Raw genomic sequence first — 22,923 nt, 5'->3', positions numbered from 1 at the left:
CCGGTGAACTTAGTTGAAGGGGATAGCGTCTACTATGATGCGATGATGGGGCATGTACTTATTTCAGTCAGTGAAAACGATGCTCAAATACTCTGGGTAACGGCCAAGTAACCTAGTTATCTTGCTAACTACAAGCAGCAAGTTCTTTTACAGCTTTCTTATCTTGTTTGTATTTATACATACGCTGGTCAGCTAATGATAAACACTCAGATTGATTTGATGTTTCAAAGCTGGTGGCAATACCAAAGCTAAGACCAGTATCATTCCATCCCTGTTGCTGCAGATCTTTTTCTGTTTGAAATAGTAGATCTGACAATTGTGTGATTATCGCTTCGACTAGTTGTGCCTTGTCAATCTCTACTACCCAAATAAATTCATCACCACCACAGCGAAAGATAGAGCCAATACCAGATAATTTTTTTTGCATGATATCGGCCGTGGCAATCAGTACTTTGTCGCCTGCAGCATGGCCGAGCTTATCATTAATCTTTTTAAAACCATCAAGATCAATGAAAGTGATGCAATAGTGACCCTGTATACTCGCCATTTTTTCATTTTGCGCAAAACGATTACCTATTTGTGTTAATGGATCAATACGAGAAATAGCATAACTACGATGAAACTCTTTTTGTTGAATTTGTAGCCATTCTGAAAGTGAAAGCAAGATGCACAGGCAATCAATAGTTAAGGCAATTAGTACAATCATTTCGAGTGGAAAATCCCAATCAATTTTATAGAGATGGGATAAGATATAGCTAGCTAAAGATAATCCATATACAAGATTGCCAATTAAATAATACTTAGCCCTAAAATCATTTTTAGTTAGCATAAGTATGCCAGTACCAAGACAGAGAGGGATCCATAAGCTGGCAATAACATGCGATATTATGAAGCTTTGCGTAAAAGAGATAAAAGGCATAACAATGCCTAAACTCAAACAAACTATTGACAACAAGTTAAATGTTTTAGCTAACTTAGGATGTTCTGACTGACAGTTAAATAACAATTTCGTGAATTGGCACGCAAAAACAATAGCAAAGGGAAAGATAAGAATACCACTATAAACAGGATTAAATGCTGATATTGTCAAAAAATTCCCAGCACTTCCTGAAGCAGTAAACCAACCTAAACCTTGTATACCAATATAACCAGTACAAGCCAAGGTAACTAAGTATTGGGTTCTGAGATAGATAAATAAGGCAATTATGGCAAGCGTCATCATTACTGTGATTGAAATCGAAGTGATGCTATTTATTAGAAACTGTTTATCATAGAACTTGGCTTTATTGTCAAATTCAATGTTAACAGGCGTTGCAAATATTTTTGCTTGAATATAAATCCAAAGCGTACCACTTTCTTGAGACTGTAAAGGTAGTGAGAATGATTGTGAATGCGCTAGTTTAGGGCTTTTACTAGCCATTTGACCAAAACTTTCTAAAGTAACTAGTTCCCCATGGTCAGATTGCCAATAAGCCGTTCCTACATCAAGATAAACAGCATGTATATTGACAAACCAAGTGGATCTTTGCTCTTTTGTATTGGTCAATTTAACCTTAGTGACGTAAGCACCACTTCCGCCGAAAGTTGAGGTGACCTTTTTAGACTGTAGATATGATTGACTTAAGGTTATAAAACTAGGGCTAGCATCGAGAGGCTGAGTTTGGCGCCAGAGGTTATGCTCATTTAATTGAATATTATCATGATTCAAAGCCACGTAAGGTTGTGCACTTATAGTATTAACGAGCATAGAAAACAAGAAAAGGGTCAAAAAACCATAAAATGCTTTGAATGTATTAACGTATTTTGGGATACCTATACATAGTTGAAAGTCATGCATAAATTTATAATATCCTTATAACGAGTCAAGACAATACATTTCATATTATGTGAAACAAACAGTGATTAAACAAGAATGGATCAAAAATAGTCGATTAAAAACAAAGTGTACTATTGAAAACGGCGTTTGAGAGTGATTTGTTGCGGGTTAATGGGTATTAATGCTGACGTATCTGCGCTGATAGCTTGTGGTACAGGAATTGATGCATATCGCACTCATGGTTTTTTACAAAATTAAAACAATGGCTTAGTTTTGATACAGGAGTTAATTCATTATACTAGACGGCTTATCGCGACATTATATGCTCGTTATAAATCAATCAAGGAGATAATCAATATGAAAATAGCGGTGTTTTGTGGTTCTAGTACAGGAAATGATTCTATTTATGTTAATGAAGCTGAAAAGTTAGGTGAGTTCTTTGCAATTAACGATATTGATCTCGTTTACGGTGGCGGTAAGGTTGGATTGATGGGGACAATTGCAAATGCTGTGTTAGCAAATGGCGGTAAGGTCTACGGAGTGATCCCTGAATACTTGCAAGAAAAAGAAATTGCACATACTGATTTAACAGAGTTGTTTGTTGTGACAGATATGCACGAGAGAAAAGCCAAAATGGCTTCGATGGCTGATGCTTTTGTTGCATTACCTGGCGGTGCAGGAACCTTAGAAGAGATTTTTGAAGCATGGACTTGGGCGCAATTAGGCCACCACTCAAAACCATGTGCGCTTTATAACTCAAATGGTTTTTATCAGCATTTACTGGCAATGATTACAAATATGACAACGTCAGGTTTTTTACATGCCAAATATGCTGAAATGTTAATTTTAGCTGACAACCCCAAAGAACTGCTTTACCGTATTGAAGCATATCAACCACCAGAAAAAAAATGGACTTAGACTATCACTTTTCGCATATAACAAACCTTGTATCCAAAACGGTTAACATTCATATCCCTTTATCCCAACAAGCTCTCCTTAACACTCTTTACCAGAACCACTAGCACTAAAGGCCTAATTCTTATGGATTAATTCTTTTGGAGTAAGACTAATTATCGATTGTTAGTCGTGACTTTATTAGTGATATTTGTCAGACAATCATAATACTTATAAATACCTGTTTGACTGTTGAATCTCTATAACCAAGCTATTGGTTAAGGCTGAGTTATTCGTATTTAGGTAATCAAACAATGACGATAAATTTATCTACGCTCTTAATAATATCGTCATAAACTTAGCTTTGGAGTAATAACTTATCAAGATCTTTTCTAACTTAAGTATTAAATTTCGCTTGATAGTAATGTCGACTATTCTGGTCAGTATTGTGCTAATTGCAAAGGGAGCTTATGACTATAAAATGGTTAAGTCTTCTTTATTAGTTGAAGCACATAGTAGTATTACTTTAGTGTCAGAAAGGTTAAAACTGAACTTGCCTGCGGCTATATGGATGGATTTATCTGATCAAATAGTCAAAATTGCTTCGTCTGAATTAGAAACCCCTTATGTTTACGGTATTGAAATAAAAACTGTAGATGGTGAAGTTAAATATAGCAAACATAATCAAGGCATAAAGGGAGCAGAGATAAAGCAAGCTTTGGTTCATGATGAATATGATGAAAAAACTACTGTGGGAGATATTGTGATTAGTATTGATCAACAAGCGCTCAATACAAAAATTAATGCTGCATTAGTACAAATCATCATCGGTGTGGTGTTAGTTGATGTTCTGTTGATATTAATCTTGTTCATCCTTGCCCGTGTCATTGTCACTAACCCGTTAAAAAAAGTGATACTTGCGGTGACCGATATTGCACATGGTGATGGTGATTTAACTAAAAGGGTAGACATTACTACTCAAGATGAAATGGGTGAGCTAGCCGGACAAATCAATCAATTTTTTGATAAAACACAAGCAATGATTAATACCATTATCAGCACTGCACAAGTCATCAGTGATACATCAAGTGCCGTAAAGTCAGATGTTAATGAGGCGAATGCATTATTTGAAAAGCAATATGTTGAAATAGACATGTTAGCGACAGCTATTACTGAAATGGCGGCGAGTACCAAAGATATCTCGTTAACCTCTCAGCAATCATCACAGTCAGCCTTTGACGCTAAAGAGCAAGCGAATGAAGTTGGACTAGTTGTTAATAAATCAATGTCTTCAGTGAATGAACTCTCTTCTGATTTAGATAATGCCAGTGATGTAATAAGTGTGCTAGCCACAACGGTTGATCAAATGGTTAGTGTTATCGATGTCATTAAAGCTATTGCAGAGCAAACTAATTTGTTAGCGCTAAATGCCGCCATTGAAGCTGCTCGAGCAGGAGAGCAAGGACGTGGTTTTGCTGTCGTTGCAGATGAAGTGAGAGCTTTAGCTAGCCGTACTCAACAAAGCACTGAAGAAATCAGTCAAATGATTGCTGAATTACAACAAGGAACGAGTTCAGCGGTAGTGGTTGTACAAAACAGTAAAACCAAAGGAGAAGAAACAACAGAAATGATGCTACATTCGGTGGATTACATTACAAAAATAATTACTGCAAGTGATGACATCAGTGATACGTCATTACAAATTTCAACTAGTGTGCAAGAACAAAGTAACGTGACGTCCTCTTTAGATGTTAATATCAATGGCATTGTCAGTAGCGGGCAAGAAAGCAATGGGCTTATCAATCAAATAAAAGTGAAGGCCAATGAATTAGACGACAATGTAAATAATTTACAAATACTAACAAGCCAATTCAAAGTCTAATCGTTACAGATAAAGAATACTTTAACGTTTTGAACTATAGGTAAAAGCGGTAATTATAAAAAGATGTCTTTGTACTTTTAATACTATCACGGCAACACAAGACATTAGCGGCCCGGATAAACTCAAATTATTCAGAGCATACTAGATCAAATAATAGGTTATTTAATGATTTTCATGGAACATGGTGTGTTTGAGGTCAAAATTGAAGGCAAGTTATTGCTTGTCGATGCAACAGGGCCATTTAATGAAGAGTTGATATTGCAATATGAAAAGGCCTTAGAGAGCTGTATCCAAATACTAGAAGTATCTCAGTGGAATCAAGTCATCACACTGCATCAATTAAGCTTATTTACCCCTGAAGCAGAAAAAGTACTAACTAACACCCTGATAAATAGAAAATCAAGAGGACTAATCGCCTGTGTGATAGTTTTGATCGATGTTGAAGGGGAATCTTTAATAAAAATGCAAATGAGCCGTTGTTATGAGCGAGCACAAGTAAAACACACTTATAGGTCATCAATGTCTGAAGCCAAAAAATGGCTGGCAACAATATAAAATAGCTTTGAAAAGGAGATATACTAAATATTGATCGGGGGTATGGGTAAACTCACGATTTAGAAAATTAATATATCGTCAATCTTTTTTGAGGATAATAAACACAGCCAGCTATTTAAGTTTATTTCGAATACGACTTAGTGCTATTGGAGTAATACCTATGTGTGAAGCGATCATTTTCAGTGGAATTTTGTTACCTAGTTCAGGGTTTTTATCGAGAAAGGTTAAATAGCGTTGTTCAGCGCTATGTTGAACAAAAGCATATTCACGTTCTTCTTTTTTAATAAACATATTTTCCAGTAATCGGTTATACGCAGCCATAAAGCCGGGTTGTAATTGCATTTGTTCATAAAATACTTTCCAATTAAATTCTAAACAAATCACATCATCTAAAGCTTCGATACTAAACAGAGCGTTTACATCTCTCGTCATCGCCCGAGTTGAACCACTAATCCCAGGAGCATGAGCAAAGGATTGAGTAAATTCTTTGCCTTCAGCAGAAACACTCATATATCGAACAATTCCTTTAATTAGGAAAAATAACTTTGGTGCAGGTTCTCCCTGTGTTATTAGCTTCTGACCTTTTTGATAATGTGTAAGTTTGGCCTTAAGACCAAACTTATCAAAATTCGCTTTATCAATATTTAGATCGTTACCCGAAAAGTATTGAATGAAATTTTCCATGTGAATTTGTAAACTCATTTATTTTTAGCATCCATTTTTTCAGTTTCGAAGAGCACTACTGATGTTTCTTAGAAATAAGGTAAAGTGCTAACAAGGTTAGCATTATTCCTGGTAAAGCGCTGTACAATTGGGAGAGGTTTGTTGTTGCCTGAGGGATCACCACAAGGCTTGGAATGAGATAGGTGAAAGATAATAGTCGATTAGGACCTACTGTTTTTAGTAGATGCTGTTGTAAATAAAAGGTCGCAATGGTGGTAAATACCGTTAAGTACAACAAGGTCTGCCAGAAAGTAGTTTGTTGCCATGCAATATTGTATATATCACCGAAAAGTAATAAAAAGGGTAATAATATAATGCTGCCTAGTAGCATAATGTAAAATGATCCCAAAACGGGTGATATATCCGTTGCCCACTTTTTGATTAAAATCACGTGCAAAGCTAAGCAGAAACAAGCGGCTAAAAAGATACTGTCGCCAAGTCGCCAATCGGAAAAGATTACTTTTTCTTGGGTAAAAGCCAGTAATACCCATATGGCACCAAGTGTGCCAATAATAAAACCAGCAATTTGTTTGTTTGGCGTAATGAGTTTTAAAGCACTATACGTAATAATTACACTGATCAAAGGTAGCAGGGTGTAGATTACCGATGTACGCAGTGCGTTGGTGGTTTTAAGTGCTTCAAACAATCCGATAAAAAATAAGACGAGCAATAAACTGATGACGCTATAGTGAAACAATACTTTGTAACTCAACTGTTCAATGGAAATTTTCCCAATAAAAGGCAACATTAGTATTGTCGCAAACATGAACCTTAATGCTGTGGTTGCAATCGGGTTAGCAAAAGGGATTAATAGTTCTGATACAACAAATGAGGAGGCCATTAAGCTAACCCAAATAAGTAAAGTAAAGTTGTCAATTAATGTAGATTTCATCAGTTGTTTACCATTGATTATGCTGCTTTTGGTGCAACAAACTTATGAAATAGGAACTCTGATATAGCAACATCAAAATCTAGTTGATAAACCTTGATTAATAATTGATGTAATTGCTCAAAACTCGTTATCTTAGTTGTCTGGCTAATACCCTCTTTAACATGATGAAATTCATTATTTCGTAGTGATTGAATATCATTAAAAAACTTACGACAAATGACTAAATTATTAACAAATGCTGCATTTGGATGCTTATGTGAGTAGAAGTGACCTAATAAGCAATCTGATTCTGTATAGTGATGTAAATCAAAGGTGTACAGCGTAAAGAAATCGCCATCTTTAACTACTTGATAACAGTAATCGTCTTTAGCATTTTTGATGATACGATACTTGGCGTCTCCTTGATCTTGTATTAAACCCAGTGTGATTTTTACTGGAAAACGAGCACCTAAATGGCCAAAACCAGCATCGACAATGTAGTCTTCTCCGGCAAGGGTAAGTAGTGTCACTCTATGTGTTCTAGCAACTTCAATATCTTGATTATAAATAACTTTAGAGAGCAATAAACGCACATCAAAACCCAGTTCAGATAACACGGTGAATACAAGTTTGTTATGCTCGAAACAATATCCACCTCGACGTTTTTCAACAATTTTATTAAAGAGTGATTCAATATCTAGTGGTAGTTCTTGTCCTAAGAGCACCGCGACATTATTAAAACTGTATTGTGCAATATGCTTACTTTGTAATTCATTTAAAAAAGTAATATCTAACGAACGGTTGTCAATAGCTAAGTCGGCTAAATAGGATTGGGCTATTTGGTTATTGGTCACGATGTCATTCCTTTATTATGTCTTTATCTAAATTGATAAGTGAAGTGTAACTGAGAAAAGTGCGCAGGTAATTAACCTAGGTTTAGTGAAAAATTATTATGTTATGAGTACTTATAAAATGTTCAACATTATTTTGAGAATAAACCTAGGTTAATGTTGTTAGCAAAACTTGTTTGTAGACTGGCTCAATCAAACCGATAACAAGTTAAACTAAATAAAAGGTGTTACAAATGAAAATTACTATTTTTGGAGCAAGAGGTAATGTAGGTACAAGAGTCATATCAGAGGCCTTACTCAGAGGTCATGAAATAACGGCGGTATTACGAGATAATACAAAGCCTCATGATTTTGATGCCTCGGTGAAGGTCGTTAATGGCCATGCTGATAATATCGATGACATTGTTAAGTGGAGTGAAGGCCAAGATATTGTCATTAGTGCAACACGTCCGCCACAAGGATTAGAGAGTCAACTTGTCGACACAGCAAAAGCGTTATTGTTAGGGCTTGCACAAACTAAAGTACGGTTATTATTAGTAGGAGGGGCTGCTAGTTTGACTGTGCCAAACAGTAATGGTGTATTAGTGGTCAATGATCCGGACTTAGTGCCTACTGCTTGGCGGGATATTGCTTTAGCATGTCTTGAACAGCACAATATTTGCTTAGACAATGAGTCAGTCAATTGGAGTTATTTAAGTCCTCCAGCTGTCATAGCACCAGGAGAACGTACTGGATTATTTCGAATAGGAACTGATGAATTGTTAGTGGATGAGCAAGGGCAGTCTAACATTTCACTTGAAGATTTTGCTATTGCTGTATTAGATGAAGCTGAGTTTGTTAAACATACAAGGAAGCGGTTTACGGTTGCATATTGATAACTGTGACACTAATAATTAATATATTTTTAGCCCGTTAGCCTATATCGCTTTGTAGTATGTTACTGAAATAGTTTAGTAACATACGTAATGTGAATTTGTCTGTGTGATTGGTTTACGGCTATAACAGCAACAGCCTCAATGCATATACTCCGTAATTTTGGATAGCTGTCTTTTATAATGACTTTGTTTATCTTCAAACTTAATGTTGCCATATCCCTCATCTCGGCCAAGGCCATTATTGGCAGCACTAACAGCCTAATATTTAAATGAATCTGTAGTATGAACGCCCACCATGAAATAGAAATTAAATTGGCTTTTCACTCATATAAATCAGTACTTTGTTGTAAATAGCATGGAGAATATCTAGGCAGCTTAGAACAAAACTTATTCCCTTGACCAATCGATACATAAAGTAATTGCAGCAGTTATTGTCCAATAGTCTCAGATATATTACAATAGCAAATGATAATGATTTGTATTTACATGGTGAGTTTGCTTATGTATTATGTGCGCAATTACAATTTGACACTTAATAGGCTAGAACAGTGAAAAACCTCCCTTTAAATTTGATTACCCTTACTATTTTAATGACAACGAATGCATTTGCTGAAGTTAACAAAGAGACTGATGTTGAAAAGATTGAAGTTCAAGGTACCTATATTGAAGGATATGGCGCTCATGAAGTGAGTGGGGCATCACGGTTAGACTTATCAATCATTGAAATACCGCAATCTGTGTCGGTAATTACCAGCGCTCAAATGAGAGATTTTCAGTTATCTGACATCAATGCGGCACTCGATTCTGCAACAGGTATCAATGTTGAGCGCATTGAAACAGATAGAACTTATTACACCGCACGGGGCTTTGACGTAACAAACTTCCAAATTGACGGTGTTGGCTTACCTTTAACGTCTGGCAATAACCACGCAGATGAAGATACCGCCATTTATGAGCGAATAGAAGTGATACGTGGTGCAAATGGCTTGATGACGGGTGTTGGCAATCCATCAGCAACGATTAATTTTATTCGAAAGCGTCCAACAGAAGAAACTGAGGTAAGTGTAAGAGGAACCGTGGGTTCTTGGAATAAAACGCGCTTAGAGCTAGATGCCTCAACACCACTTACTGATAAAGTGAGTGCTCGTATTGTGTTAGTTAAACAAGACAATGAATCATATTTGGATCGATACGAACAAGATAAAAGCGTTGCTTATGCTTTTATTGGCGCAGAATTAACTGATAATACCTATTTATCAATTAGTCATAGTTATAATTCAAGTGATGCTACCGGTAATAATTGGGGAGCTAACCCTCTTTATTATACTGATGGCAGCGCTACTGACTATGGTGCTTCAACGAATACCTCAGCGGACTGGTCAAATTGGCAAGTTGTTAAAAACAATACAGTAGTTGAATTAGCTCATTACTTTAATTCTCAATGGAGTTTACGTGCCACTTATTCACATAAAACGACTGATGAAGACACCGAATTATTCTATGTTTACGGCACCCCAGATAAAAGCACAGAATTAGGTTTGCTTGGTTATGCTAGTGAATATGATCTAGATGATAAGCATAATTTATTTGATGCCTACATCAATGGTGAGTTTTCATTATTCGGCCGTGAACATCAAATAGTTGCAGGCATCAATTACGCTAAGATGAGTTATATTGATAAGTCACTCTATGATTACACAACTGGAAATGGTTTCCCTATTATGCCTCCTTTACCCCAATGGGACGGAAATACTCCAAAACCAACTTTTAATGATGGCTTAACCGGTAGTGATGTCACGAATGAGCAAAAAGCTGCTTACTTTACTGCACGTTTTGAAGTATTAGATGATTTGCATGTAATAGCAGGTGGACGTTATAACGATTGGAGCGTGGAAGGCAGTTCATATAATGTTATTCAAGATGCGTCTGATAAAGAATTTATTCCTTATTTAGGTGCTGTGTATCAAATTACCCCTGAATTAGTTGCTTATAGCAGTTACACCGAAACATTTTTATCACAAACCGAATTGGACATTAACAATAAAGTTCTTGCGCCTATTACCGGTGAAAGTAAAGAGGTAGGGGTCAAAAGCGAATTCTTTGATGGTTTGTTGATAGGATCCGTTGCTTATTTTGATGTTGAACAAACAAATGTCGCGAAACTCAATGAAGACACCATACATTTACCTATGGATCAACATAGATATATTGGTGCTGAAGGCATTAAAAGTCATGGCTTTGAATTAGAAATAGCGGGGCAAATATATGATAACTTACAGGTAAGTTTTGGTTTTACTGATTTTAAAATTTCTGGTGATGAAGTTGTGTCAAGTTACACACCATCAACCTTAATTAAATTAGCAGCTACTTACACAGTACCTGCAATTGAAGCTTTAACGATAGGTGTCAACATGAACTGGCAAGATGATATTTCTCGTAAACAGGGTGTCGTTGGTGATGAGTTTGTTAACGCAGGTGAGGAAATAGTCACTAAACAAGAGGCTTACGCCATTGTGAATTTAATGATCTCTTATGCTGTTACTGATGATGTCAGGGTATCCCTTAATGCCAATAATATTACCGATGAAAAGTATATTAATAGCTTATATTGGGCCCAAGGTTATTACGGAGCTCCTGCGAATTACTCAGCCACGTTAAGCTGGTCACTTTAGGAATTATTGAAGTGGTATTGCACTAAGTAATACCACTTTTCGCTGTAAAATATTATGAGAAAAAAATTATATAAATGGCATTCCATTGGAGCGCTTTTTGCCATGCTACCCTTGTTAATAATTTCTGTTACTGGGAGTATTTTAGTATTTAAGGTTGAGTTAGATACTTTATTGATGCCTGATAAAATGCAAGTGACTAGCATTAATCCTGGTGAGAGAGCCTCGTTAGATGTGCTCATGACGAATGTAAAATCAAAATACCCAAATTATGAAATAGGCAGTTGGGAATTATTTGACGATAAAAGTAGAACCGATACCGCCTATCTTATCAAACATCATACAACAGACTGGTCGAAATTATATGTAAACCAATATACCGGAAAACTGCTTTCAACACCGGTAGGTACATCAGATGATTTAACGGATTGGTTGCTCGATTTACATTATAAATTATTACTTGAGACCAATGGTATGTTTTTAGGTGCTATTGTTTCTTTATTACTACTGTTTTTAGGCATTAGTGGTGTTATTTTATACCGTAAGTTTTGGCTCAATTTTTTTACTTTACGATTAGGACTTGCCCGCAGAATATTTTTTAGTGATTTGCATAAAATGATTGGTATATCAAGCTCACCTGTTATCCTTATTCTCGCGTTTACCGGGGCTTATTGGAACATTTCACTGGTGATACATGAAGTATCAGAACATATTGTTGAAGAACCTTTTTTAATTAAAAATCAACTATATAACAAGAAGCTTTCAATCCAAACACTGTTGGACAGTAATCAAAAGACCATTGAAAATTTTGAAGCAACCTATCTTTTAATGCCATTTGAACCCGAGATGGATATTATGTTTTATGGCACAGTGAACTCAACAAACCCTCTCAATAGTAACTATTCTAGTACCATATCTTACAATAAAGATTCTGGGAACATGCTTCATTTTGAAGATGTGAGATCGGCGTCTTCATTACATGTAACTATTGATAGTTTTCGAAAATTACATTTTGGTCATTTTGGTGGCTTAACGAGTAAATTAATTTGGTGTGTTTTAGGACTTAGTCCATTAATATTAGCGTTAACGGGCTTATATCTATATTTACATAAAAATCGAAATAGAAAAATATTGCACATGTCTCGCGTTAAAAACCGAAAAACGCTTAAGTCAACTAAATAACAATAAAGTCTGCTTAGCTGTCTACTAAAGGTCATGCAGACTTATTTAAAAATGATTATGCAAAGTAATTTACGACAGGAGGTGGCTAAAACGAAACCACGCCGCCTTTTTTAAGTGACGTTATTTTGCTATTGCTTATGCCCAGTTTGGAGAGGACAAGCTTGCCATCGGCACCTAGAGCACCACCAGCATGCAAATATTCAGCTTGGTAACCAGAAAACTTAATGGGACTAGCTAATTGTCTTTGTGAGCCTGTTTTTGGGTGAGGCACATCAACAATCATCTCTCTGGCAACTATTTGAGGATGTTCGCTCGCTTCTTTTAGGCTAAGCACAGGCTCAACACATAAATCCAATTCAATGAATATTGTTTGCCATTGTAGATAAGTTTTTTGCCTGAATGCCTGAGCAAAACTGTCCTTGATCTCTTGTTGCGCCGAAGTAGAGTTAGCTAGTGGCAGTAGGTGCTCTAAATCGAGTAGTTGGCACATACCACGAAAGAACTTTGGCTCTAAGCTACCGACGGATAGGTAACGACTGTCGCTCGTTTGATAATAATCATAAAAAGTACCACCATTGAGCAGTTGCGATTCAGCCGTTGGTATTTCATCACCCGCGAGTGCACCAGCACCACTCATTGCATTTAAAGCAAAAGCACAATCGGTCATGCTGATATCGATCATTTGACCTTCTCCCGTACGATTACGCTGATGCAAAGCCGCTAAAATACCAATAACACCATGCAATGAACCACCGGCTACATCTGCTATTTGAATGCCCTGAGGAGTGGGGGATCCTGCTTTTCGTTTGGAATAACTACTAATGCCAGCAATGGCGAGATAATTTAAATCATGTCCCGCGCGATCTTTATAAGGTCCTGTTTGACCATAACCGGTGATCGCACAATAGATTATCTTGGGGTTAACTGCTTTTAGCGCTTCATAGCCAATACCCAGCCTGTCCATGACGCCCGGCCTAAACTGCTCAAGCACGACATCATATTCTTGAACAAGTGCTTTAATAATTTCAATGGCTTCTGGTTGTTTTAAATCCAGAGCAATAGATTGTTTAGAACGGTTCAAATATTGATGAGCAGCGGAAGAATCACCTACTTGCGGTGACATTTCTTTGACTAAATCGACTCGAGTTGGCGATTCTACACGCAATACCTTTGCGCCGAGATCGGCAAGTACCATTGAGGCGTACGGGCCGGGGAGTAGGGTAGAAAGATCTAAAATTTTAATATTGCTTAACATGGATAACTCCAACAGAGCATTAAAATTAGCAGAAAAAAAGGGGCTAATTATAGCCCCCAAAAACGCAAACTTTATTTAGGCTCCATTCTAATGGCGCCATCAAGACGGATCACTTCACCATTAAGGTAACTATTGGTTATGATGTGAGCAGCTAAATCCGCATATTCGACGGGATCGCCAAAACGTTTAGGGCTTTGCACCATTTTGATTAGCGGATCACGAACTTCATCACTAAAACCTTTCATCATGGCAGTATCAAAAATCCCTGGCGCTATAGTCATAATACGAATACCAAGTGGCGCTAAATCACGAGCAATAGGCAACGTCATCGAAACAATAGCACCTTTACTGGCGCTGTAAGCTGATTGACCAACTTGACCGTCAAAAGCAGCAACTGAAGCAGTATTAATAATTACGCCACGTTCGCCTTTAGCATCGGGTTCGTTTTTCGCCATTTGCTCAGCTGCTAAACGTAGTACATTAAAAGTACCAATCAGGTTGATATTAATAACCTGTGAAAATTTTTCCAAGGCTAATGCGCCATTGCGACCAACCGTTTTACCACCAGGGGCAATGCCAGCACAATTAATACAAGCGTGGATAGTACCAAAAGCATCGACGGCAGCTTTTATACCTTCAATCACTGAAGTTTCGTCAGTTACATTAACATTGGCGAAAATCGCCTTATCGCCCAAACTTGCAACTAGAGAACGTCCTGCATCTTCGTTTAAATCAAAGGCTACAATCTTTGCGCCTTGTTTGGCTAATTCTTGGCAAGTAACTAAACCTAAGCCCGAAGCGGCGCCAGTTACAACAACAACTTTGTTATTTAAATCCATGATATATCCTTAAATTAGTTTATTTCTTGTAACAAATCACGCGCAATAATAACGCGTTGAATTTCGCTCGTGCCTTCATAAATAGAGGCAACACGAACATCTCGTGCATAACGCTCTAGAGGATAGTCTTTAATATAACCAGCGCCCCCCATGAGTTGCAGAGCGGTATAACAAACTTGGTTGGCTTTCTCTGAAGCAAACAGCTTAGCCATTGATGCTTCTTTACCAAAAGGTTGTGCTTTGTCTTTTTTATCCGCTGCGTTCATCAGTAACAAACGTGAGGCTTCTAAATCTGTATAAGCATCAGCTAGCATCCATTGCACACCTTGAAAGTTAGCTATTTTTTGTCCAAATTGTTGACGTTCGTTAACATAGTCACGGGCAAAATCGATGGCAGCTAACCCAATACCTAAAGAAAGTGAACCAATACCAATACGCCCACCAGCAAGTTCAGATACAGCAACTTTAAAACCTTGATTAAGCGTGCCCATTAAGGCATCTTTAGGCAGTCGACAATTATCAAAAACGACTTCGTTTGTTGCTGAAGCATGTTGTCCCATTTTTTTCTCTGCTGGTGAAATAATTAAACCTGGCGCATCGGCTTCAACTAAGAAACATGAAATACCTTTACCTCTTGGCGCACTCGGATCTGTAACCGCCCATAATACAAAGACACCTGCATATTCAGCGCTAGTGATGAACTGCTTTGCACCATTTATAATCCATTCATCGTCCTCTAAAACCGCTTTCGTTTTCATGCCTGAAGGGTCTGAGCCTGCACCAGATTCGGTTAAGCAAAAACCACCGGCAGCATATTCACCGCTACACAGTTTAGGTAGATATTTTTCTTTTTGCGCTTCACTGGCAACAGACTCAATGACTTCACCCACCATATTAGTCACTGACATGGTGACAGCTGTTGATGCGCAGGCGCGTGAAATTTCAGTCATGGCTAAGCTAAACACTACTGTGCCAGCTTCAGCGCCACCATACTGTGAACCAACATTCAATCCCATAAAGCCAAGCTCGGCGAGTTTTTTCAAATTACTTAAGAACAGTTCCCGGTCACCATGTTGATCGAGTTTTTCAGCCACAGGTGCAAGTTCAGTTTGTGCAAACTTAGCTGCCATGTCTTGTATCATCGCTTGGTCTTCAGTTAATGAAAGGTTCATAATAGTTCTCTTTTAGTTTTTCTTCGAAAAGTTAAGTACTTATTAGTTAATGCATGTATTTATTTAGGGTAGTACAAACAGGTAATTTTTAACTTTATGTAATCTTACTTTGATATAGAAAGATAAGGTTTTAAAAATAGATAACAATACTATAAGTAGAATTAAAGTTAATTAAAATGACAAAATGTAACGTTATAACTCACTAAAAGTTACACGGTAAGTCAGATTAAGGTATAGTTGATTAGTCTTAAAAGTGATAGAGAAAGTAATTATGGCCAAAGTGGATATTCATTATTTTAACCAAGCGCTCGACTGTGCCGTGCGTAAAGGCTTTGATGGTGACAAAATTTTATCATCATTAGGAATTACCCTTATGCCAAACCAGTTAAGGGTTGATGGTGAGCAAATGACTCGCTTAGTACAATATGTATGGGCGAACTTAAATGATGAATTTCTTGGCTGCACTAAGCACCCCTGTAAAACGGGAATATTTCCTTTTATGGCACATCATGTGTTTCACTATAAAAACCTTGATAAAATGCTCGAGCAAGGTATTTCGTTTTACAACCTAGTCACCGATGATGTGCAGATGAGGTTAGTCAGGGCAGGTGACCTTGCAGAATTAGAATTTATATTCAGTCATGTTGAGCATGATCCTAAGCACTTCTTTCTCGAGTTCTGGTTAATAATATGGCATCGTTTTTCTAGTTGGTTGATCGATGTGAAAATTCCGTTGACTCAAGTATGCTTTACCCATGCTAAACCAAGCCATTCTCAGGAGGCAAAATTGCTTTTTGCTTGCCGACACAGCTTTAACCGTCCTGTCGTCAAGTTATGCTTCCATGCAAAGTATTTAGATTTTCCATGTGTTAGGACCAGAAAAGAACTCACCCGATTTTTGCGAGATTCACCAGCAGATTTAATCACTATTCCTGGCAGCGGGCAAAGCTATAAGGCCCAAATAAGAGCTATGTTGATACATGATGAAAATAATATTCTTTATTGTCCCAGTTTTGAAACACTTGCCAACAGTTTAAATATGAGTGCGCAAACATTACGCCGTCGTCTTAAAGTTGAAGGGACAAGTTACCCGATGATTAAGGATGAGATTAGACGAGACTTAGCGATTGATTATTTACAAATGAGCAACCGTAATATTAACGATATTTCTAATGCACTAGGTTTTAGTGAGCCTCGCTCATTTACCCGTGCTTTTAAGCAATGGACGGGTGTATCGCCATCAAAATATAACCGTATTAATAAACCCTAGGCATTTTATGTAAAAACTCTCGTAGTGTGAGTGACAAATTCAAAGTGAGATCTTAATTTCTTTTAACTAAGGCAGTAACTATATAACAAAAATAGACTCTTGCTTTTATTATTGCTAATGATTATCATTTGCGTTGAGTTGTGTTGGTTTTAAAATCTATGTATGAAAAACATAAAGGTAACCTTGATAATTAGTTTGACTATATTGAGCTCTACTGTATACGCCAAAGATTATAAAATTATATGGCTAACTACTGATGTGATTAATAAAGAATGTGCTAGCACGTATCTATCTAAAGTGAATTAGGGAATAAGTTATGGAGCAGTCTCCTTGGCAATTATTGTTAAAAAACGGTAACCATTGCTTTGATAATCAACAGTTAGATCAAGCTGAAACCTTCTATTTACACGCTTACGATTTACTCAGTAAGGCGCGTGGTAATGATCCACAATCTTCTGAATTGTTAATGGATTGGATATGTACTTGTCATAATTTATCGTCATTGTACCAAGAACTAGGCTACCTAGATTTATCACTAGAATACCTAATGAGCCCCCATGAATATTTACTGAGAGTAATAGGGGCGAATTTTCTAGCTGATGAAATTAAACAGGCAGCCTTTAAGGCAATAAGCATAACGCTGCATGCCATTTTATTGTTTACTAAGAAACACAAGAATTGTGATGGCTGTTGTTCTCAATCTCCCTCGTTAAAAAAAATCATGGGGCTAGAAACCTGCACTATTCATTAACAACTTATCTATTCGACTTTATTTTACTAAGTCGTATTCTATAAAGTTGCAGGGAGTTTTACCTGGATATGGTGGTGCCATTAATGTGATTATATAATGCGTAAGTGGCTAAATGAGCTTTAGTGTAGTCACTGCAGCATATACTCAAGTGTGGGCTATACGTTGTTTCCTGCCATCGCTCTGTCACCTAAAGCAGTGCTTGGTGCTACCGTATAATAGGCTATTCCGATATTATTAGCTGCTTATGGTTATTCTTGTCAATTGGGATGCGTTTACTTTTAGTATTTCCTACAGGCAGCAATTGGATGGATAACCGCTTTAGTAATTTTACCATATTGAAGTTTAACTAAAGGTTGATTGATATAACCAGAATAAGGTCGAGCTCTCCATTGAGGTAATAATGCAGGATCTGTGCTTAAGTTAGCAATTAACCCGGTGGATTTTTGCGCTTTTACTTTGTTCTTGCTATAGATATTGTCATTTGTGTTATTGCTGGGTAAGTCGTTAGCAAAGCTTTTTTCGCGACTTGCTGCGACAATACATATTCGATTTTCAGCGGCGCGGGATAATAAACTGTAGTCAACCTCACATGACTCTTGAATATCAAAAGGAACCAACAATAGCTGAATACCATTTAACGCTGCAATCTCAACTATTTCTGGCATATTGGCATCATCGGCAGTCAGCATGGCAAGGGTAATATTTCCTTGCTCTAATGGTATATCTACAATCGTTAATTCATTACCGAGTGCTGTCCATTGGTAGCGTTGACAAAAATGTAATTGCTCCTGTCTGGCAAATAAGCCATGCTGGTTAATTAGCACCGCTTGATGAACGCCATCAATGAGTAAACTAGTGCATAAATATTGAAATGGCCTAAGCACAGAGCTGACTTGCTCAATTAAGTTTTTGCTTAAGTTTTCTATTTGTACTCTTTGCTCAATATCTTTGGTGATTGTCTTATCTGTGACAAAGAACAATTCAGGTAATTGAATAATGTCGGTAAGGTTATTTTCAATGTAATGACAAACATCTTCTATAGCCTGTTCATTAGTCTTATAGGTGGCAAATATCGCAACATTGGCCGTTACCGCGAGCTTTTTAGTGTTGTCACACTCTGGCAATGTTTTTATCTTGTGCGTTTGTGTTATAGCTGCAGTTAGCTCTTGATAAAGCTCAGGACGTAGTTGATCTTTATACAGGGTACCATCGGGGCGGTGCTTATCGTTAAGTCCTGCTTTTGTGATGATTTCTTTGTCATTTTCAGCGCCTAGTAATCCTATGTCAGCAAAAGTAAATCCTTCTTCGTTATGAGTGATTTTTGCCAGCACCTTACCTTCAACAGAGAGTATCTGGCTTCGTCCAGCACCACTATTCGTTTCTGTTAAATGTTCCTCTGATTGTTCGGATGGTATTAACGGAGCAACTTTATTTGCACTAGCTATAAAGATTTTATTTTCAAACGCTCGGGCTGGGTCATGCAAGCTGCATTGGTCCAATGCGATAGTATTTATTGAATTACACAAGAGTTGTGCACCCTTTAAGGCTAAATTTCGTGATGGCTCGAAGGACATGCTATCGTTTCCCACTAGTAGTCCAAGTTGGCCAAAAGGCGTAGTTACTACTTCAGACTCTTTAGTAACGCTAGTGAAAAATTTACTTTCGTCATCAGTCAATTTTTGCTTATCCGTTTGAATAATGAGGTCACCTAACGGGGAAAATAAACATGAAGTCACACTTATCTTTGATTTAACCGAACCGTCTTGTTTAACTCCTGCAGTGCCACGAGTAAGGTCTCGTCGTAACGTGACATTGGCCACAATGTAACAATGATGTTTTTTCGCTTGCTGGGCAATCTTTTGTAAAAACTCTCCACCAAGCGGTAAAGCTTCATCCCATGACTGATTATGATCTACATATCCTGATTGGAATTCTCTGACAGATACACTATCAATCGGTGCATTATAAAATTGCGTATTACAATATTCGGGAAGAACAATCAATGTCGGTTTACAAGTTGCAGCCTCATTTATTATTCGAATACAGCTAGCTAGGTTTTCTTGAAAATTGGAAGAGGTGGCAAACTGAGAAACGGCTACTCGCATGATATATATTTTCCAGATAACTTAAAGTAATTTGAATGGCGCAATACTAAAGCAGGGTGCTTTTGAGGGGATTTTACCTGAAAAATGGCTGATTAAGGTTATTTTAATAGATTTTTTCTGCAGTAAGAAAAGTCTGCTGATCTTTTGAACATATTTGATAATCAACAGACTTTAAGGACAAATGACTGTGCATGAGACTTATCTCATAGATGGTCGACAGTATTTAGCCTTCACAGGTAAACCAAACAACGCCATCTTTACTACATTCATAGCGGAGAGTATTATCTTCTTGTCGAGTTGTTTTAACCCAGTTATTTTCATTGTTTTTATCAATAACAATGTTGTCGTACTCTAAGCGTTTGCGCCAGTAATCAGTATCAACAAGCACATCTTGCTCCCAACCTATAGCAAAGGAAGATAGGTGGCTGATTAACTCAGTAGCCATTAAGGTATCACTTTTGTCTTTAATATTAATCCAATCAGGCAGGGCAGTGAATTCTGCATTTTGCTCTCTAAAGTACAATTCTGTTGAGTAGCTTTTATTGTTAACAGTAAATCTGAATGAGTAGCTGCGCTCGTATGGGTTGTCCAGATTATCGTTTGAACATTCATCTATTGTCGCAAATGATACGGTTGGTACAATATTATCTAATTCGTATTGCACACCATTTTGTTCGAAACTAACACGTTCTACATTGCCACAACGATAAGAGTTGTCATCGTTACGATACGTATCTGCTCGAATCTTTAACAAGCCTTTAAGTTCTTGGTCGCCCCAAGGCTGTTCTATTTCGTGAAATTTCGACAAAATGATATCGACTTTAGATAATGATTCGTCATCAGTAAGTTTTACAAATTCTGAGAAATCTTCTGTGTTGAGGTAAATAATTTCATCACGATACCACGCATCTTTGAAGCCAAGTTCTTCATCTTTTACGGCATCTTGATATACAGTAACGCGGATTTCTTTTGCATTAGGGTACATTTTCTCTAACTTTTTCTTGTACTTAAATGATGCTTTCAAACCTTTGACGATTGATTGAGCGTGATCATAAGTTTCACTGTCTTTTGAGGCAATGAAATCGGAATATATTTGCTCTTCTGAAAGGTTATAGTGTTGGACTAAATTCAGCATCACGTTTTCAATTTCGTTTTTAACTTCTCTGCGAAGTGCACTGTCTAGTTTTAACTTCTCACATGTTACTTTGCCTTTACCGCTGCCTTCAAGTTGGCGTCTTAACTGTCCCCAAATAACCGTCGTTAATGGTGAAATATTGCGAATATCATGATCGGTTATTGCTTCGATTGAGGGGGGAAATGACATTTGATAAGCTTCAGTAACTTCACCTAGGTCGAGATCCATAGCGCCTACAGGAACGTCAACATAAGTAGTTGAATATGGTACACATGTAGCTTGCTCTTCAGTGAATTTAAAGTGGTAATCGCCAGAGTCGCCAGAGACAGTGGAGGGTTCAGTGTGTTGATCAAACTTTCCATCCCCATCAAAATCTAACCAAATAGTCGCACCAACGACATAGCCATCAATGACTTTACCACTAGAACTAATTGTAGTTTCTGAAGGTAACGGTGCTGGTTTTGCCACAGGCACGGGTTTATCGATTGTCTCAGGTGAGAGTAATTTTTCTGGTGTGTCAGAGCCACTACCACCGCATGCGGTAAGTGAAAGTGTTAATATTGAAGAGATGATTAGTTTATTATTGTTATTAACCATGAATGGATGTCCCTATTAAAATACATTCCTTAAAACTGATTGTCGTGAGCATATTGTTCTTGTTTTCTCTCAAGACCTTAAGCTTTTTAGTGAGTTAGGTCAATAATACCGACATTTTTGCACATGCTTTGCGTAAAAATTATGTAACACTTTGTCAGAGTAAATACTGAAATAACTAGGATGCATTTTGCGGGTGAGTGATGTTCCAATGGGTAGCATTGAGGAATGTTAAGAACTGCAGACAGTGAATAAAATGTCTGTCATGCACTGCCTGCAGTTTTTATATTTTGTCTTTAAGTGAGCCAATATAAGGCTAGGGGTAAATCAGCAAACTATTGACTATTTAGCTTTAGGTTTGACTGACTTATTCACTATTTTGCATTACATCATCTGTAAAGTCTGTTGGCCAAAATTTATAACCTTGCACCGTCGCCTGTGCAGCTGCGCCCCACAATGCCGATTGATATATTTTGACGCCTTCGACATCATAAGAAGTATTAGCTGCAGCTTGACCACCTTCTTCTTCGTGTTTTGCGCTGGCTTCAGCTCGGGCACCTGCATCCCAACCTTCCTCTTTAAAACGTCTCAACGCGTCAGCACTATTATAAGCATAAACAAACGCTACCGACTTAAAACCAATACCGACACCGACACCTAGTGATGCAAAACGATAAAATTCAGACTGACCATTGCCTTTAAGTACACAAACACCGCCACCAGAAGAAGCGGCAAATAAGTAACTATCACTACCAGTACAAACCAAATAACCTAAGCTATTATTGACTGCACTGTTAGCTGATGGATGGTCTTCATAAATTTTCTGTAGGGCTTGTGATGTCTCTTGAATTGCATTTTTCTTTTTATCAGCTGGGGTATTACCTGTAGCACAACCTAATAATAGACTGGTGGTTACGCCTGCCAAAATAAAGTTTTTCATGGTCATTTGTTATCCCTCAAGATTTAATTGTAAATGCGATTTATACTTTTTAATATTTAAATAAATCAGTTATTTAATATAGGATGAATTTATAGATAAATAAAGTAATCAGTCACTTTTTCTCAACAAGTTTGTAGTGAACCGATCTAAAGCTTAACTATTTATAGAGCACAATTTTTTATTGTTCAGTGTTTGTTAAGTTGGAAGGTGCGCTAGATAGCAATGGTTTTACTCTCGCTTTAGAGTTCTTAATAGTGAAGGTACTTGTTGAACATTTAAGGTAAAAGATACGTCATAAGAAAACACATCATTAAAATGTTTGTTTATTATACTTATCTACATTTATTTAACATAATATAGATTTAACGCTTTACAAATAGATGCCCAGTATTTAAAATGCGCCCACTTTTGAGGAATAGCAAAAGCTTTTCTAGAAGTAACTTGGTGAGATGGCTGAGTGGTCGAAAGCACCGGTCTTGAAAACCGGCAAGGGTTTGTAGCCCTTCTAGAGTTCAAATCTCTATCTCACCGCCACATTTAAAAA

18 protein-coding genes and 1 tRNA gene are annotated in these 22,923 nt (G+C 37.3%); 9 read left to right on the top strand and 10 right to left on the bottom strand.

The window, feature by feature from the left end:
• Positions 1-124 precede the first annotated feature (124 nt).
• Positions 125-1,714, bottom strand: a complete 1,590-nt coding sequence (locus ND2E_RS05430; RefSeq protein ID WP_223303665.1) for a diguanylate cyclase — start codon at positions 1,712-1,714, stop codon at positions 125-127.
• A 459-nt stretch (positions 1,715-2,173) separates the two neighbouring features.
• On the opposite strand from ND2E_RS05430, the gene ND2E_RS05435 reads away from it, so the two are divergent.
• The 3 genes from ND2E_RS05435 (at position 2,174) to ND2E_RS05445 (ending at position 5,147) form a co-directional block, all read left to right on the top strand.
• A complete protein-coding gene (locus ND2E_RS05435; protein ID WP_033094957.1) occupies positions 2,174-2,734 on the top strand; it encodes an LOG family protein in 561 nt (186 codons plus the stop codon).
• A gap of 457 nt (positions 2,735-3,191) precedes the next feature.
• Positions 3,192-4,592, top strand: a complete 1,401-nt coding sequence (locus ND2E_RS05440) for a methyl-accepting chemotaxis protein (protein ID WP_033094956.1) — start codon at positions 3,192-3,194, stop codon at positions 4,590-4,592.
• Between the two features lie 186 nt (positions 4,593-4,778).
• Positions 4,779-5,147 carry a hypothetical protein gene (locus ND2E_RS05445; RefSeq protein ID WP_223303664.1) on the top strand — a complete coding sequence of 123 codons (369 nt, stop codon included), beginning with the start codon at positions 4,779-4,781 and terminating at the stop codon, positions 5,145-5,147.
• Positions 5,148-5,258: 111 nt separating this feature from the next.
• On the opposite strand, the gene ND2E_RS05450 is transcribed toward ND2E_RS05445, so the two are convergent.
• The 3 genes from ND2E_RS05450 to ND2E_RS05460 are packed head-to-tail and all read right to left on the bottom strand — an operon-like array spanning position 5,259 to position 7,595.
• On the bottom strand, positions 5,259-5,849 hold the full coding sequence (locus ND2E_RS05450; protein ID WP_223303663.1) for a Crp/Fnr family transcriptional regulator: 591 nt from the start codon (positions 5,847-5,849) through the stop codon (positions 5,259-5,261).
• Between the two features lie 37 nt (positions 5,850-5,886).
• Positions 5,887-6,762, bottom strand: coding sequence for a DMT family transporter (locus ND2E_RS05455; protein WP_033094954.1), 876 nt, complete (start codon positions 6,760-6,762; stop codon positions 5,887-5,889).
• Positions 6,763-6,779: 17 nt separating this feature from the next.
• Complete coding sequence (locus tag ND2E_RS05460; protein ID WP_033094953.1) at positions 6,780-7,595, bottom strand: arylamine N-acetyltransferase family protein; 816 nt, start codon at positions 7,593-7,595, stop codon at positions 6,780-6,782.
• A 230-nt stretch (positions 7,596-7,825) separates the two neighbouring features.
• Between ND2E_RS05460 and ND2E_RS05465 the strand changes: the two genes are divergently transcribed.
• The 3 genes from ND2E_RS05465 to ND2E_RS05475 all read left to right on the top strand — a co-directional run bounded on the left by ND2E_RS05465 (position 7,826) and on the right by ND2E_RS05475 (position 12,318).
• Entirely contained in the window at positions 7,826-8,467 is a 642-nt protein-coding gene (locus ND2E_RS05465; protein ID WP_033094952.1) for an NAD(P)-dependent oxidoreductase, read from the top strand.
• Between the two features lie 590 nt (positions 8,468-9,057).
• Positions 9,058-11,139 (top strand): TonB-dependent siderophore receptor, encoded by a 2,082-nt coding sequence (locus tag ND2E_RS05470; RefSeq protein ID WP_052056817.1) that lies wholly within the window; start codon positions 9,058-9,060, stop codon positions 11,137-11,139.
• A gap of 54 nt (positions 11,140-11,193) precedes the next feature.
• Positions 11,194-12,318 carry a PepSY-associated TM helix domain-containing protein gene (locus tag ND2E_RS05475; protein ID WP_033094950.1) on the top strand — a complete coding sequence of 375 codons (1,125 nt, stop codon included), beginning with the start codon at positions 11,194-11,196 and terminating at the stop codon, positions 12,316-12,318.
• 85 nt (positions 12,319-12,403) lie between these two features.
• Here ND2E_RS05475 and ND2E_RS05480 read toward each other — a convergent pair whose 3' ends face one another.
• The 3 genes from ND2E_RS05480 to ND2E_RS05490 form a co-directional block, all read right to left on the bottom strand.
• On the bottom strand, positions 12,404-13,573 hold the full coding sequence (locus tag ND2E_RS05480; RefSeq protein ID WP_033094949.1) for a CaiB/BaiF CoA transferase family protein: 1,170 nt from the start codon (positions 13,571-13,573) through the stop codon (positions 12,404-12,406).
• Positions 13,574-13,644: 71 nt separating this feature from the next.
• Positions 13,645-14,412, bottom strand: a complete 768-nt coding sequence (locus ND2E_RS05485) for a 3-hydroxyacyl-CoA dehydrogenase (protein ID WP_033094948.1) — start codon at positions 14,410-14,412, stop codon at positions 13,645-13,647.
• Positions 14,413-14,426: 14 nt separating this feature from the next.
• Positions 14,427-15,584, bottom strand: a complete 1,158-nt coding sequence (locus tag ND2E_RS05490) for an acyl-CoA dehydrogenase family protein (protein ID WP_033094947.1) — start codon at positions 15,582-15,584, stop codon at positions 14,427-14,429.
• Between the two features lie 271 nt (positions 15,585-15,855).
• Here ND2E_RS05490 and ND2E_RS05495 point away from each other — a divergent pair, with 271 nt between their 5' ends.
• Positions 15,856-16,854: an AraC family transcriptional regulator gene (locus ND2E_RS05495; protein WP_052056812.1), complete on the top strand. Its 999-nt coding sequence runs from the start codon at positions 15,856-15,858 to the stop codon at positions 16,852-16,854.
• Positions 16,855-17,170: 316 nt separating this feature from the next.
• Complete coding sequence (locus ND2E_RS05500; protein WP_033094945.1) at positions 17,171-17,605, top strand: hypothetical protein; 435 nt, start codon at positions 17,171-17,173, stop codon at positions 17,603-17,605.
• Positions 17,606-17,883: 278 nt separating this feature from the next.
• Here ND2E_RS05500 and ND2E_RS05505 read toward each other — a convergent pair whose 3' ends face one another.
• From ND2E_RS05505 to ND2E_RS05515, 3 genes are all read right to left on the bottom strand, one after another.
• Positions 17,884-19,710 carry a nitrilase-related carbon-nitrogen hydrolase gene (locus tag ND2E_RS05505; protein ID WP_033094944.1) on the bottom strand — a complete coding sequence of 609 codons (1,827 nt, stop codon included), beginning with the start codon at positions 19,708-19,710 and terminating at the stop codon, positions 17,884-17,886.
• Between the two features lie 223 nt (positions 19,711-19,933).
• The gene (locus tag ND2E_RS05510) at positions 19,934-21,442 is read right to left on the bottom strand and encodes a hypothetical protein (protein ID WP_033094943.1); all 1,509 of its coding nucleotides are present in this window, start codon (positions 21,440-21,442) and stop codon (positions 19,934-19,936) included.
• A 364-nt stretch (positions 21,443-21,806) separates the two neighbouring features.
• Entirely contained in the window at positions 21,807-22,385 is a 579-nt protein-coding gene (locus tag ND2E_RS05515) for a lipid-binding SYLF domain-containing protein (protein ID WP_052056811.1), read from the bottom strand.
• 437 nt (positions 22,386-22,822) lie between these two features.
• Here ND2E_RS05515 and ND2E_RS05520 point away from each other — a divergent pair.
• Positions 22,823-22,913: transfer RNA gene (locus ND2E_RS05520), tRNA-Ser, on the top strand.
• Positions 22,914-22,923: the final 10 nt, after the last annotated feature.

Source organism: Colwellia psychrerythraea, from assembly GCF_000764225.1.
GTDB lineage: Bacteria > Pseudomonadota > Gammaproteobacteria > Enterobacterales > Alteromonadaceae > Colwellia > Colwellia psychrerythraea_D.
Note: the sequence above shows the minus strand (reverse complement) of the source record. Positions and strands in the feature narration are given on the sequence as shown.

Excerpts from the sequence above, each read along its gene's own strand:
- ND2E_RS05435 (WP_033094957.1), top strand. The coding sequence starts at position 2,174 with ATGAAAATAGCGGTGTTTTGTGGTTCTAGTACAGGAAATGATTCTATT.
- ND2E_RS05440 (WP_033094956.1), top strand. The coding sequence starts at position 3,192 with ATGGTTAAGTCTTCTTTATTAGTTGAAGCACATAGTAGTATTACTTTA.
- ND2E_RS05450 (WP_223303663.1), bottom strand. The coding sequence starts at position 5,849 with ATGAGTTTACAAATTCACATGGAAAATTTCATTCAATACTTTTCGGGT.
- ND2E_RS05455 (WP_033094954.1), bottom strand. The coding sequence starts at position 6,762 with ATGAAATCTACATTAATTGACAACTTTACTTTACTTATTTGGGTTAGC.
- ND2E_RS05465 (WP_033094952.1), top strand. The coding sequence starts at position 7,826 with ATGAAAATTACTATTTTTGGAGCAAGAGGTAATGTAGGTACAAGAGTC.
- ND2E_RS05470 (WP_052056817.1), top strand. The coding sequence starts at position 9,058 with ATGACAACGAATGCATTTGCTGAAGTTAACAAAGAGACTGATGTTGAA.
- ND2E_RS05475 (WP_033094950.1), top strand. The coding sequence starts at position 11,194 with ATGAGAAAAAAATTATATAAATGGCATTCCATTGGAGCGCTTTTTGCC.
- ND2E_RS05480 (WP_033094949.1), bottom strand. The coding sequence starts at position 13,573 with ATGTTAAGCAATATTAAAATTTTAGATCTTTCTACCCTACTCCCCGGC.
- ND2E_RS05485 (WP_033094948.1), bottom strand. The coding sequence starts at position 14,412 with ATGGATTTAAATAACAAAGTTGTTGTTGTAACTGGCGCCGCTTCGGGC.
- ND2E_RS05490 (WP_033094947.1), bottom strand. The coding sequence starts at position 15,584 with ATGAACCTTTCATTAACTGAAGACCAAGCGATGATACAAGACATGGCA.
- ND2E_RS05495 (WP_052056812.1), top strand. The coding sequence starts at position 15,856 with ATGGCCAAAGTGGATATTCATTATTTTAACCAAGCGCTCGACTGTGCC.
- ND2E_RS05500 (WP_033094945.1), top strand. The coding sequence starts at position 17,171 with ATGGAGCAGTCTCCTTGGCAATTATTGTTAAAAAACGGTAACCATTGC.
- ND2E_RS05505 (WP_033094944.1), bottom strand. The coding sequence starts at position 19,710 with ATGCGAGTAGCCGTTTCTCAGTTTGCCACCTCTTCCAATTTTCAAGAA.
- ND2E_RS05510 (WP_033094943.1), bottom strand. The coding sequence starts at position 21,442 with ATGGTTAATAACAATAATAAACTAATCATCTCTTCAATATTAACACTT.
- ND2E_RS05515 (WP_052056811.1), bottom strand. The coding sequence starts at position 22,385 with ATGACCATGAAAAACTTTATTTTGGCAGGCGTAACCACCAGTCTATTA.